The sequence below is a fragment of the Microcoleus sp. AT8-A3 genome (assembly GCF_036705675.1).
In the GTDB taxonomy this organism is placed as follows: domain Bacteria; phylum Cyanobacteriota; class Cyanobacteriia; order Cyanobacteriales; family Microcoleaceae; genus Microcoleus.
Window position 1 is genome coordinate 71,694 of sequence record NZ_JAUBVD010000022.1, and the last position, 13,110, is coordinate 84,803.

General features: G+C 44.8%; 13 protein-coding genes. 3 read left to right on the forward strand and 10 right to left on the reverse strand.

Annotation, left to right across the window (positions count from 1 at the left end; genetic code table 11):
* The first annotated feature begins 88 nt into the window (after positions 1 to 88).
* On the forward strand, positions 89 to 1,513 hold the full coding sequence (locus tag QUB51_RS15150; protein ID WP_333262243.1) for an NADP-dependent isocitrate dehydrogenase: 1,425 nt from the start codon (positions 89 to 91) through the stop codon (positions 1,511 to 1,513).
* 321 nt (positions 1,514 to 1,834) lie between these two features.
* Here QUB51_RS15150 and QUB51_RS15155 read toward each other — a convergent pair whose 3' ends face one another.
* Positions 1,835 to 2,443 (reverse strand): glutathione S-transferase N-terminal domain-containing protein, encoded by a 609-nt coding sequence (locus tag QUB51_RS15155; protein ID WP_333208294.1) that lies wholly within the window; start codon positions 2,441 to 2,443, stop codon positions 1,835 to 1,837.
* A 69-nt stretch (positions 2,444 to 2,512) separates the two neighbouring features.
* Here QUB51_RS15155 and QUB51_RS15160 point away from each other — a divergent pair, with 69 nt between their 5' ends.
* Positions 2,513 to 2,905, forward strand: a complete 393-nt coding sequence (locus tag QUB51_RS15160; protein ID WP_333053182.1) for a DUF2358 domain-containing protein — start codon at positions 2,513 to 2,515, stop codon at positions 2,903 to 2,905.
* 298 nt (positions 2,906 to 3,203) lie between these two features.
* Positions 3,204 to 4,376 (forward strand): TRC40/GET3/ArsA family transport-energizing ATPase, encoded by a 1,173-nt coding sequence (locus tag QUB51_RS15165; protein WP_333262239.1) that lies wholly within the window; start codon positions 3,204 to 3,206, stop codon positions 4,374 to 4,376.
* 340 nt (positions 4,377 to 4,716) lie between these two features.
* Here the strand turns inward: QUB51_RS15165 and QUB51_RS15170 are convergent, their stop codons facing one another.
* The 9 genes from QUB51_RS15170 to QUB51_RS15205 all read right to left on the reverse strand — a co-directional run bounded on the left by QUB51_RS15170 (position 4,717) and on the right by QUB51_RS15205 (position 13,055).
* The gene (locus QUB51_RS15170; protein WP_333053179.1) at positions 4,717 to 5,010 is read right to left on the reverse strand and encodes a hypothetical protein; all 294 of its coding nucleotides are present in this window, start codon (positions 5,008 to 5,010) and stop codon (positions 4,717 to 4,719) included.
* Positions 5,000 to 5,125, reverse strand: coding sequence for a BrnT family toxin (locus QUB51_RS30425; protein WP_445243088.1), 126 nt, complete (start codon positions 5,123 to 5,125; stop codon positions 5,000 to 5,002). The genes QUB51_RS15170 and QUB51_RS30425 overlap by 11 nt, the downstream gene beginning before the upstream one ends.
* Before the next feature lie 114 nt (positions 5,126 to 5,239).
* Positions 5,240 to 5,479 (reverse strand): DUF5615 family PIN-like protein, encoded by a 240-nt coding sequence (locus QUB51_RS15175; protein ID WP_333053177.1) that lies wholly within the window; start codon positions 5,477 to 5,479, stop codon positions 5,240 to 5,242.
* On the reverse strand, positions 5,463 to 5,828 hold the full coding sequence (locus QUB51_RS15180) for a DUF433 domain-containing protein (RefSeq protein WP_333053176.1): 366 nt from the start codon (positions 5,826 to 5,828) through the stop codon (positions 5,463 to 5,465). Before QUB51_RS15180 ends, QUB51_RS15175 begins: the two co-directional genes overlap by 17 nt.
* A 170-nt stretch (positions 5,829 to 5,998) precedes the next feature.
* Entirely contained in the window at positions 5,999 to 6,226 is a 228-nt protein-coding gene (locus tag QUB51_RS15185) for a hypothetical protein (RefSeq protein ID WP_333053175.1), read from the reverse strand.
* A gap of 136 nt (positions 6,227 to 6,362) precedes the next feature.
* The gene (locus tag QUB51_RS15190) at positions 6,363 to 6,752 is read right to left on the reverse strand and encodes a type II toxin-antitoxin system VapC family toxin (protein ID WP_333053173.1); all 390 of its coding nucleotides are present in this window, start codon (positions 6,750 to 6,752) and stop codon (positions 6,363 to 6,365) included.
* 7 nt (positions 6,753 to 6,759) lie between these two features.
* The gene (locus QUB51_RS15195; RefSeq protein ID WP_333053171.1) at positions 6,760 to 6,987 is read right to left on the reverse strand and encodes a hypothetical protein; all 228 of its coding nucleotides are present in this window, start codon (positions 6,985 to 6,987) and stop codon (positions 6,760 to 6,762) included.
* A gap of 161 nt (positions 6,988 to 7,148) precedes the next feature.
* A complete protein-coding gene (locus QUB51_RS15200; RefSeq protein ID WP_333053169.1) occupies positions 7,149 to 9,452 on the reverse strand; it encodes a DNA phosphorothioation-associated putative methyltransferase in 2,304 nt (767 codons plus the stop codon).
* Between the two features lie 189 nt (positions 9,453 to 9,641).
* Entirely contained in the window at positions 9,642 to 13,055 is a 3,414-nt protein-coding gene (locus QUB51_RS15205) for a response regulator (RefSeq protein WP_333208293.1), read from the reverse strand.
* Between the last annotated feature and the right edge of the window lie 55 nt (positions 13,056 to 13,110).

The following is a 13,110-nucleotide window of genomic DNA, read 5'->3' on the forward strand; positions in this document are numbered from 1 at the left end:
TAAATTTATACAAATATTTAGGATTGGTGGAGGTTTAGGCAGATAATCGTGGCAAAATAGGGAACATTCCTATCCGCGCTGTTAAGATATGTACGAAAAGATTGTAGCCCCGACAACAGGTTCTAAAATTACTTTCAAAGACGGTTTGCCGATCGTCCCCAATGACCCAATTATTCCCTTCATTCGCGGCGACGGTACGGGCGTTGACTTGTGGCCTGCATCCCAGAAAGTCATGGATGCTGCGGTAGAAAAGGCTTACGGTGGCGATCGCAAAATCAACTGGTTTAAAATCTATGTAGGCGACGAAGCCTGCGATGTCTACGGTACTTACCAATATCTGCCCCAGGATTCCTTAGACGCCATCAAAGAATACGGAGTCGCCATCAAAGGGCCGCTGACAACCCCAATCGGGGGCGGAATTCGATCGCTAAACGTAGCTTTGCGGCAAATCTTTGACCTTTACGCCTGCGTGCGGCCCTGCAAATATTATGCTGGAACACCATCGCTACACAAAACTCCTGAACTCCTAGACGTAATTATTTACCGGGAAAATACAGAAGATATTTACCTCGGAATTGAATGGGCCAAAGGCAGCGAAATCGGCAAAAAATTGATTGAATTCCTCAATAATGAGTTAATTCCGGCAACACCAGAACACGGCCAAAAACAAATTCGCCTCGATTCTGGCATCGGAATTAAACCCATTAGCAAAACAGGTTCTCAGCGTTTAGTACGGCGCGCCATTACCCACGCTTTACGGTTGCCGAGAGATAAGCAGCAAGTGACCTTGGTGCACAAAGGCAACATCATGAAATATACTGAAGGAGCTTTCCGAGATTGGGGTTATGAATTAGCCACCACCGAGTTTCGCCAACAGTGCGTAACGGAAAGAGAGTCCTGGATTCTGAGCAACAAAGAAAAAAATCCCGACATTAGCTTAGAAGATAATGCTCGCCAAATAGACCCAGGATACGATGCTTTGACCCCAGAAAAACAAGCCAAAATTCGTCAAGAAGTAGCCGACGTTCTGTTTGCAATTTGGGACAGTCACGGCAGCGGCCAGTGGAAAGAAAAAATCATGGTCAACGACCGAATTGCTGACAGTATTTTCCAACAAATTCAAACCCGACCGGCCGAGTATTCGATTTTGGCGACAATGAATCTGAACGGGGATTATTTGTCCGATGCGGCCGCCGCCATTGTCGGTGGATTGGGCATGGGCCCCGGTGCGAATATTGGTGATGAATGTGCAGTTTTTGAGGCGACTCACGGCACTGCACCGAAACACGCTGGTTTGGATAAAGTCAATCCCGGTTCCCTGATTTTGTCCGGGGTGATGATGTTAGAATACATGGGATGGCAGGAAGCGGCAGACTTGATTAAGAAGGGTTTGGGAGCGGCAATTTCTAACGGTGAAGTTACTTATGATTTGGCGAGGTTGATGGAGCCGCCGGTGCCTGAGTTGAAGTGTTCAGAGTTTGCTGAGGCGATTATTAAGCATTTCGTGGATTGAGTTTGAGGGCTTTTTTTGAACGGGCTCGCGTGCCCGTTCCACAACCAGTCAATTTGCTTTGTGGGGAGTAGGGGTTGGGCACGCGAGCCCGCCCGCTGTTGATTAAGAACGGGCTCGCGTGCCCGTTCCACCTCACATCTTGCACCATTGTCAAGAACAGGCTTTCCGGCCTGTTCCACAAAGAGGGAATTTTCTTGTGGAACAGGCATCTTGCCTGTTCCTAAAAAGCTTATTGAGAATGGTGCAACCTCTGAGTTCCACAAAAGTCAACTTGTTTGTGGGGTGTCCTGCCCTCCTGAAAATACAATTTAGAGGCGGGGTTTATAATGATGGGACAGCCATTCCGCGCTCAACGGCGGGACGCTTCTGCAAGGTTTCTACCCAACGTTTGAGGTGGGGGTGGTTGTCGAGGGTTAATCCTTGAAATTCGTAAATAGCAACCCAGGGATAGGTAGCAATGTCGGCAATAGAATAGTCGCCGCAGATGTATTCGTATTTTGCTAGTTGAGTGTCTAATACTCCGTAGAGGCGCAAGGTTTCTTTTTCGTAGCGCCCGATCGCATAGGGAATTTGTTCGGGTGCAAAGCGTTTGAAGTGGTTTAGCTGACCAAACATCGGGCCGACGCTGGCCATTTGAAACATCAGCCATTCCATAACTTGAAAGTATTTTTGTTTGTCTGTGGGCAGAAATCTGCCGCTTTTTTCGGCAAGATAGATCAGAATAGCGCCGGACTCGAAGACGGTGATGCCGTTATCTCGATCGACTATCGCCGGAATTTTGCTGTTGGGGTTGATGGCGATGAACTCTGGGCTAAATTGGTCGTTTTTTGTGATGTCGATGACGTGCACGTTGTAGGGTAAACCTATTTCTTCGAGCATGATCGAAACTTTGCGGCCGTTCGGTGTGGTAAAAGTGTATAGGTCGATCATAAGTTGTCCGCCTTTTCTCAAGCAGGTATAAACTATATTATAATAATTTCAGGCAAATAGCTAATCATAATGGATCTTATTGAAATTCTCAAAGACGATTATCAAAGATTTCCCGATAATCAGACTTACAGCATCTATGCAAAAGATGTTTATTTTGAAGACCCAGTGAATCGATTTACAGGAGTCGATCGCTACCGCAAAATGATCGGGTTTATGGGGACTTTTTTTCAGGATATAAATCTCGATTTGCACGGGATTTCGCGATCGGGAGATACTATAGACACTCGCTGGACTCTGAGCTGGATCGCACCGCTACCTTGGAAACCGAAAATGGCGATCGCCGGTAGGAGCGAACTGAAAGTCAACAGCGACGGTTTAATTGTTTCTCACATCGATTACTGGGACTGTTCGCGGTTGGATGTGCTCAAACAGCTTGTATTTCCTGTGAAAACTAATGTTTGAGAATTGTTCTTAGGTTTGTTAGCAATAAAAAATAGTGTTTCAAGAGCGAGATCCCTTTTTTAAGGCAAATATTAGCAGATAAACACAGATGAACGCTGATTGATTTTTATGGGTCGCAATTGATATCTGAAATAAATAATTTTAACTTATCTTGACATGGCAGCAATTTCGTGAGTTAGCGAAAATGTGCTGTGTCCGGCGGCTGCTTGTCGCCCAAATTAATTACCCACAAAATTAATTCCCGTTACATAACGTTACAATATAGGAGTAAACTACTTTCAGGCGAGCTAAACAATCAATGCGCTTAATATTAATGACCGGAAAAGGCGGCGTCGGCAAAACCTCCGTAGCCGCTGCGACGGGGCTGCGGTGTGCCGAATTGGGATACAAAACCCTAGTGCTGAGTACAGATCCCGCTCACTCCTTAGCCGACAGCTTCGACATGGAACTCGGACACGATTCGCGGCTGGTGAAACCGAATTTGTGGGGAGCAGAATTAGACGCTCTCAGGGAATTAGAAGGCAATTGGGGAGCCGTTAAGCGCTACATTACTCAAGTCTTGCGTGCCCAGGGACTCGAAGGGGTACAAGCTGAAGAATTAGCTATCTTGCCAGGAATGGATGAAATCTTCGGTTTGGTGCGAATGAAGCGGCATTACGACGAAGGCGAATTTGATGTTTTAATTATCGATTCGGCTCCGACTGGCACTGCATTGAGACTGCTAAGTTTGCCGGAAGTTGGCGGCTGGTACATGAGAAAATTTTACAAGCCGCTGCAAGGCATATCAGCCGCTCTTAGACCTTTAGTTGAACCAATTTTTAGACCAATTGCGGGTTTTTCTTTACCAGACAAAGAGGTGATGGATGCACCTTACGAATTTTACGAACAAATCGAAGCTTTGGAAAAGGTTTTAACTGACAATACTGTGACTTCGGTAAGGTTAGTTACCAATCCCGAAAAAATGGTAATTAAAGAGTCTCTGCGGGCTCATGCCTATTTGAGTTTGTACAATGTAGCCACAGATTTAGTAGTAGCTAACCGGATTATTCCCGCAGAAGTAACTGACCCATTTTTTAAACGGTGGAAAGAAAGCCAGGAACAGTACCGTCAGGAAATTCACTCAGATTTCATGCCGCTGCCAGTTAAGGAAGTGCCACTTTATTCAGAAGAAATGTGCGGTTTGGCAGCTTTGGAACGGTTGAAAGAAACGCTTTACAAAGACGAAGACCCAAGTCAAGTTTATTACAAAGAAAATACGATTAAGATCGTGCAGGAAAACAATCAATATAGTCTTGAACTGTATTTGCCCGGAATTGCTAAGGATCAGATCCAGTTGACCAAAACGGGAGATGAGTTGAATGTTCGGATTGGGAATCACCGCCGTAATTTGGTGTTGCCGCAAGCTTTAGCGGCGCTGCAACCTTCGGGGGCGAAGATGGAGGATGATTATTTGAAGATTAAGTTTGCTTAACAAGACTTACGCACGCTTCTACCTAAAAAACCCGGTTTCTAGGAAAAATCGTGGATTATCCCTTGAGATATTCACGCAGAAACCGGGTTTTTGGCCCGCGTGCAGGTATTGAGCTATTCAGCAGACTTACGCCCTTCTTGTCTGAGGCGAACTGCTTTGTCAAAAGTAGGATGGTTGCGTCTGCGTTTATGAGACCATGACTTTTGTAATGGTATCAATTCCGATTTTATGGGAATGATTTAACCGCAGAGGGCGCAGAGGGCGCAGAGTCTCCAGAAGAGAGAGATGAATAATTCCGATGTCAACGGGTTGGATATGAGATGCTGCTGGCTAGATACAATTAACATGATTTAGCATGAACGACTTCCTTTAATGCCTCATCAATCACTGCATCGCTGACACCTCGGCGCTTCAAACTTGCTACTAAGGCTCTTACTGTCTCGCTCTCAAATCGTTCTAAATCAACGCGCAAACCTTGACCGATATAAGCACGAATTAATGGCTGATAACCCGAAAAACCCAACAAGGGTGCAACTTTCTTTAGATATTCCACAACATCTTCGGGCATACGAATCGTCACGCTAGTCATTGGACGGTTGCGGTTTAATCGCTGTTTTAATGCTTCAACTTTCATACTCTGCCCTCTCCTGACGAGTTGCTTTACGTGCTGAAATAATCCGAATGACATTTTCTTCACGCTCAATGTGAACCACATACAGTAGATTCCACCGACTATCTAGCCAAATCACAGTATAGGGAAAGGGATGAAAAGAATTCGACCTTCATATTCATCAGGCTGACTGCAACAAATAAATAGTTCTAAATCATCAATGATCTTACCAATGGGTGCTGTTGCAATAACCTCAATAACTCCAAGCCCTAGGTAGTCCTTGATTGACTCGCTCGTAGGCATACATCGTAATAGTGGCCACATCATGGGTAAGTAAGATGCGTCCTTCATTAGCCGCCCATTCTAAAATATCTGGATCGTCAGTGTGAATCAGCCCTACATCTTGGACACGAACAATATCTAATTCAGGCAAACGTCTCACCAGCCCACGCAATATGGCTCCATTAAAATTTTCATCAGTTAGAAGGCGCACTTGGTATCGACTCCCCTTTTGACTGATAACGAGTAAGCAAACGTTGTCTCAGATCAACTAAGTTGTGTTGTCGAGAAAGTTCTTGTCTCAGTTGCTGAGATTGTTGGCTGCGCTGTTCCAAATAACTGTCAATTTCCTGACGATGGTTTAGATAGTAAGCAATGGTACTGTATATGTCTTCTAAGCGAACAACTGAATACTGAATAGCGATTTCTTCGGGAGTGGAGCCATTGTGGTATGAAGCAAGTATGCTATCTAGGGTGACTCGACTCGAACCTATACGGATACCTCCCGCTTCATCCCAACGGAAAGGAGGAGAGGTTGCTTGGAATTTTGCTGGGGCGCTCATTACATTAGGGACATATTCTACCTGACTTGAACTGTATCAAAACATTGTAGCAAGAAGCCTAATTCTTTGTCGGAAGGTAATGAAAGCCAACCATAATTATAGCTGTCGCTATGCTGGCTTTGCTACGAATGCAGGATAGGTTTTGTGTGCATCTGCATAAATCCTAAGTGCTACAGACATTTGCTGGCAGTTTCTCCTTGTGCCTGAAACCAAGCAAATGTTTCAGGATCGACTTGAACTTGCATAGTAATAGCCGACTGAGGCATTCGTAATTGCGCTCTAGTAAAGAACTCCTCCGATAGTGGTGGACTATCGGAAGTATCGATATCTTCATTGCTCATTGCGTCGATTCTCGCCCAGTCGGTTTGTGAGGTATTGTTCATAGCGTCTGCGTTCATAAGACAGTGACTTTCGCCCTGGAGATAATACGAACTGTTTCCTCATCAAGCTCCGTGTAGACAACAACTACAATTCGTCCATCAAGTAAACCAATACCGATACTCGACTCCAACGCATTGTTAGGCTTTCTGATTGCTACGGATAGGGCAATAAATTTAAGTTTTGAATGAATCGATAATCTCGTTGGTTCTTAGTGATGAAAGGGTACTCCCATACTATTGCTGTAGCTGCGATCAAGCCATCGGCAATTAGTAAGCCGTGACTTAGCCGATACAACCGTAACAAGTCAACCGCCTTATCTGAAATAGACTGGTCAATTCTAATCACGTCAAACTGCTGGAGAAATTTTTCTAGAGTCTGTAACTCTACCTTGTTAGCGCAACCAACAATTAGCTCCATTTGTGTGATTATGCTAATTGCTAATCGAGAACTTGATTTTAGTCCTTGCAAACAATTAACTGCATCAGGAATACCACGACCAACATCGATGATTATGTCGGTATCTATGATAGTTGAACTAGCCATGTGCTTTTTACCACTCGTTTTCTCGGAGATTACGTACCCAGGTAGTGCTACCTAAGTCTTGACGATCTCGCCACATTCCAATAAATGGATCGTTCATTAAATCAACATTTACTGACGAAGAGACATGTTCATCATATATGTACTTTTGTTTTAAAAAGGCGATCAAACTTACCACTTGACTCTGTGCTTCAGCCGGCAGAGATAAAAATTCACCTAAAAACTCTTGATTTGTCATGGCTATACCTTTTAAACAGAACAAGATATCTTTGATTAAGTCTATCAATATTTTGAGATTTTGGGAACTACTCCCTTCCCGTCATGGGGTCAAAAGCAGAAATTTTCTGTGTGAAATCCCAATTTTGGGTAGTTAGGCAGAAACTTTCTCTGTTTCCATGACTATTCCTCTTCTTTCCCTTCCTCTGTGCTCTCTGTGCCCTCTGCGGTTCCTTCACTCTTTCCTGCATTAACCTCAATCTTTCGCGCCTGACGTTCCGACGCAGCTTTTTGCAGCATTTTCAACTTTTCTGGGTCAGCATTCGATCGCCAAAACAACTTATGATCCTTAATTTTCACGCAATTTTCCTCCAAACACTTCATCCATTCCCGATGTTTCTTAACTACGCCACGATCGAGAATACCTAACTTTTCTTCTTGGCGGGTGAGTTTCGCAAACTTGTCATAATGCGGATAACTCTCAGTAACAAAAGCTTCTTTTCTCACTAAAATTGGCGGATTGTACACATCAGAATAGTCTTGATAGCTCACAGAAAGGTCGCGCAAATCTATGTGCATAGAAGTGTGAAGGGCTGGATGCGGGTTAGTGTCAAAATCGGGATAAAATAGATAGGAAATCTGAGGTCTGCGAGCGTAAAATTTGATAATTGTCGCGCCGTCAAGTCTGCCAATTGTGCGGTTGGCGCAGCCTTCGTAGAGCCTGAGCAAAGGGTCTAGTTCTTCTAATGCAGAGACGTGAACAGAAAGGGAACCATGCTGTTTGTAGCCGATCGCACTATCTTCGCAGCAATCCGCAACAATATCAGGTTTGCTCAGACTATATAGCATTAAATCTGCCAAAGTGCAAGCTTTTTGATAATTGTCAAACAAACCTTTGATGTCGTTGCGGATTTGAGCTGGGAGTCGGCGCATCGAAGGTCGATCGCCCAAACCGTTGAGAGCGAGATATACCAGCAAATCTTGGCGGCGCTTGTCGGCGATTTTCTCCCAATCATCCGCATCCGTTGCTTGCAAAATCACCCTCCAAGCGCGATTAAAACTGTGAAATTCCTCCTTAATCGCCGATTCTTCCGCTAGTTCGCCTTTAACAGGAAGCCGGCCCCGATCGCTCACAAAAGCCATCAAAGGAGCCAACATTTCCGCATAATCCTCAAACCGCTTAACTTGCGATCGCACCCTGGGAGTCGATAAGTGCGATCGAAACCGAGAAGCACGAAAACTTTCACCCTCCGCTGCATCCCGAAACACAAAATAGATTCCCAAAGCCACAGGAATTGCATCAACATTCAAAACTTGGTCAATATAAACCTTCAACTCTTCCTGTTCGTAATACTTCTGAAAAGTATTCCGAGAAGTAATCACCCCATCCCCATAAGCAATTTGGCCTCGATCGCTATCATCAATCAAAACTTGAGCCGCTACAACTAATAAACTCTTAGTTAATTCCCAAGCACTTAGCAAAGCTTCTCGGCGTTCCGCCAAAGATTCAATTACATTAATCACATAACCAATATTCACAATATCCGCACACATTCGCGGAGTATCCGGCTGATAGTATGGGTCCCAACCAGAAATAGCATAACCCTCTTGTGCAATATATTTAACATCCCCGCCGTAACCGCAACCGTAATCAAAAAAAGTCGCCCCGTCCCTCACTAAATCAGCTTCTAAAACCAGACGCAGGGGTTTAGAAAGCGAATTGCGTACCATTGCAGCTTTATGTCGCTCGATTTTAGGAATTGATAGCTCACTATTCTCCTCTTTCAAACGCTCGACAACAGTATGATCTTGAATTTCTACACCGCAATATCCCAAATATTTGAGCCAACCTTCGCGAGTTCCGATAACGCTAGTATTGTCAAGCAGTCCCCACTTTTCCTCGCAGCGAGTCAGCCTCGCAAACTTTTCGTAATGGGGATAATCCGCAGCTACAAAAGTTTCCTTGCGGTGCAAAACCGGGGGATTTTCGCAGTTACTGTAATCAAAATATTTAACTTCCCCTGTTGCTAGATTAATCTGGATGCTGGTTTGCAAATCAGGATGAGCATTTGTATCGAAATCAGGGTAAAAAAGATAAGATATTTTAGGTTGATGAAGCAAAAATTTAACTAAAGTTGCTTCATCAATATTTTCGAGAGTGCGTCTGGCACAATTTTCGTAGATTCCGAGGACAGGGTTGAGTCTCTGCAAAGCTGAAACGTGAACGTAAAAAGCCGTAGGTAATTTTTTTCCCACCTTGCTTTCCCGACAGCAGCGAGCCACTTTTGCTACTAGATTGTCCACAGAAAAATTATTGATTTCATCGAGCGGGTAAGGCACAGCATTTACAGAATATTGCTCAGAAATACCCTCTTTTTCATACAATAAAATTTCGCGAGCAAAAACCATCAAAGGCGTTAGCAGTTTTTCCTCGTTTTCTAAGGAATTGCTATTTGAAATAGTGTTTGTAATGGTATCGTAATTCATAGCTAAATTAATTATTTTTTTTAAATTAACCGCAGAGAACGCAGAGAACACAGAGTGAAGAAAGAAAGAAACAAAGAAATAAACAAACAAAGAAACAAAGAATTTATTTCTTAGTCCGCGTAGGCGGACTTCGTTTGTTTAGGCGCGATTTCAAGCGCCGACTAATATCGATTAATAGCGACTAACCGACTAACTAAACATTCGATTTTCCACAAATTCTTGCACCCGGGCTAAATGACTGGACAAACTTACTAATAGGTTCTCAATCCTCTCACTATTTGACAATTCCACCCCTTTTGGTTCAGATTGAAAGCTTCGCGCTTGATGCTCCAATTGTGCGGCCAAATCCGACATCTGAGCAACTCCCACATTAGCCGAAGTTCCCTTGAGACGGTGGGCTTGATATTCCACAGCTTGCCAATCTTTAGCTTCTACGGCTCTTTTGGCAGCAGCTACATCAGCTTGGGCTCCTGCCACAAAAGCTTGCAAGAGTCGCTCTGGCAATTTAATATTAACTCGTCCGAGTTGCTCCAATCTGCTCTTGTCGAACAGTCCGTCGCAGTCTCTATGTTCCCAAGTTGGAAGTGCGATCGCCCTTGGTGTCGGCCCGGCCACAACCTGCGCTTTTTCCACAACTTCTGTATAATTTGTTGCTAATTGAGATTTATTTTCCGAATTTATAGTTTTAACTCCATACTTATTTTCATCCTGAACATTTAGGGCTTCATACTTTTTCAGGGCCGCCGCCAAAGCATCTAAATCTACAGGTTTGCTGAGATAATCGTCCATCCCCGCCGCTAGACACTTTTCTCGTTCCCCCGGCATAGCATGAGCAGTTAAAGCCATCACAAAAGTATGCCGATCGCTTCCTTCGATTTCCCTCAACTTTTGCGCCGTTTTATAACCATCCAGTACCGGCATTTGACAGTCCATCAGCACTAAATCATAGCTTTTTTTTGCCAGCAAATCCAGCGCTTCTTGACCGTTGACTACGCAGTCAGCCTGATAGCCTAAAACTGCCAACTGTTCGACAAGAACTTGTTGATTGATCGGGTGGTCTTCCGCCACCAAAATTCTCAGCGATGACAGCGAATTGGGAGTAACATATTGAGTATTAACTGGTGGCAACTTGCAAGTATTAGCAGCCTCCACTCTCCCAGAATCTCCCCTTCCCTTCATCGGCGCCATTGCCTCAAGCAGGCGACTTGGCCGCACCGGCTCGATCAAATATCCGTTAAAACCTCGACTGCAAAGCGATTCAGCCTTCGGCTGTTCTCGCAAAGCAGTCATGGCGATTAACGAGCCAACTGTCGAGGTCGATCGCACTTTCCTAGCAAATTCCTCCGCATCCAACTCCGGCATTTGCAAGTCCACCAGCACCACATCCCAACTTTTTCCCCCCTCTCCCGAATTCTGAGAAATCCCGCCCTGGGTATTTTTCAACCAACTCCAAGCCTCAGCAGCACTTTCTGCCTCGTCGCAGCGCGCACCCCAACTTTGAGCGAGCGATCGCACTGCTGCCCTCCTCAAAGCACTTCCAGAGATTACTAACAACTTCTTGCCCGCAAGTTCGGGATCGTGAGGCTCAACTGGCAACTGTTTTTCCAAAGGTACAGTAAACCAAAAAGTAGCACCGCTGCCTAGCAAACTGCGAACTCCAATGTCCCCTCCCATCATCTCCACTAACTGCTTACAAATAGCCAAACCTAAACCCGTCCCGCCGTAAGGCCTAGTAGGAGAATCATCTACCTGAGAAAAAGATTGGAACAGCTTTGTTTGTCCTTGGGCCGAAATTCCAATGCCAGTATCCCGCACCGAAAATAGCAACCTTGCTTCTTGTCTACCCTCTGCCAGTCTGTTGCCCTGTTTCACAGTTACGTGAACTAGAACTTGACCGCGATCGGTAAATTTTATGGCATTCCCCGTCAAATTCAGCAAAACTTGCTTCAATCTGCCCGAGTCGCCCACCAACTTTCTCGGCACTGAGCTGTCAACTAAAATATTCAATTCAATACCTTTTTCTTCGGCCAAATGCGCTATAATTTCTATCACCGACTCAACGCAACTATCCAAATCAAAATTAGACTTTTCAAGTCGCATTTCTCCAGCTTCAATTTTAGAGAAATCAAGGATATCATTAATAACACTTAGCAAATGTTCAGCACTGCGGTAAATCGTCTGAGCACAGTCCCGCTGTTTCTGTTCCAGAGGAGCGCGCAGCAGCAATTGAGCCATTGCCAAAACCCCATTCATCGGAGTGCGAATTTCGTGACTCATGTTCGCCAAGAATTGCGACTTCACCCGGCTAGCTTCTAAGGCAGTTTCCCGCGCTTCCACCAACTCATTAATCTTGTCGGCCACCATCACAATTCCCCCTACTTTACCGTCTGGATTGTACCAAGGGTGAGCGGCCCAGCGCAGGTAGATAACAGAGCCGTCTGCTCGTTCCCAAGCATCTTCGCTCACAGAAACGACCTCACCTCTGAGCACTTCTTGATACATTACTTTCCAGCGATTCGGGGTATCTGGAAACAATTCGTAATGACTGAGATTAGTCAGCGACTGCCACTCAAAATTAAATTGAGTCAGCCATTTGTGCGAGTTAGCTAAATAGCGCATTTCCGTATCGAACATCGCCATTGCTACCGGCACGCAAGTAATAATTTGTTTCAGTTGCTGCCGTTCCCTTTCCAGAGCATATTCCGCCTGTTTCCGCTCAGTAATGTCGCTAATCATGCCGGCCATTCGCAGCGCTTTTCCTTTGGAATTTCGCTGAGCTTTTCCCTGAGAAGTGCAGTAGCGGTAAACACCGTTCGAGTGTAGCAGCCGGAATTCTACATTATAATCTATTTCTTGTTCCAAGTGAGCGGCGATCGCCGCGACAATTCCCTCCTTGTCATCGGGGTGCAGGCGGTTGTATAGAGCTTCCATAGTCCTGCCAAATTGCTTTCGCGACAAACCGATAATTTCCAAAAGGCGATCGTTCCAATAAACCTCATTTTTACTTAAATCCCAATCCCAAATTCCGTCGTTCACTCCCTCTAAAACTAACCTGTACCGTTCCTCACTTTCCTTAAGCTTTTGACTGGTATGAAACGCCTGAAATTCGGCGCGGTAAACGCGCATCGCATTGGACAAACTGCGGGACAAACTATCGGGAGAAAGCTTATTTTTAGCAATATAATCAGAAGCTCCTGCCTTCATCAATTCCACAGCGATTTGTTCGTCGCCTTGACCTGTGAGTACAATTAAGGGAACTTTCAGTCCAGCTTCTCGTAGATGTTTTACCAAACTCAGTCCGTCTCCGTCCGGCAATCCGTAGTCGAGGAATACGCAGTCAAATTTGCACTCAAATATTTGATTTAATAGCAGCCCCTTTTCTGTCTCCTCAACCTCGCTTAAAGGTTGAGATTTATTTTGTTGGGAGAGTTTTGCGGTAGCCTGCATAGAATTTTTGCTAACCGAGAGTTGTGCCAGCGCATCCGCGCAGTCTTCTGCTTCAGTAACTTCTGCAGAAACACCAGCAGACTTGAGCGATCGTTTGATTGCCATTCGATCGACTGCATCGTCATCAACTATCAGAATTGTGAGAATTTTGTCCATAAAAACCGAATTGTGGATTAGTCCGAAAAAGCTGCTGTCAAGAAAAAGGACTTAA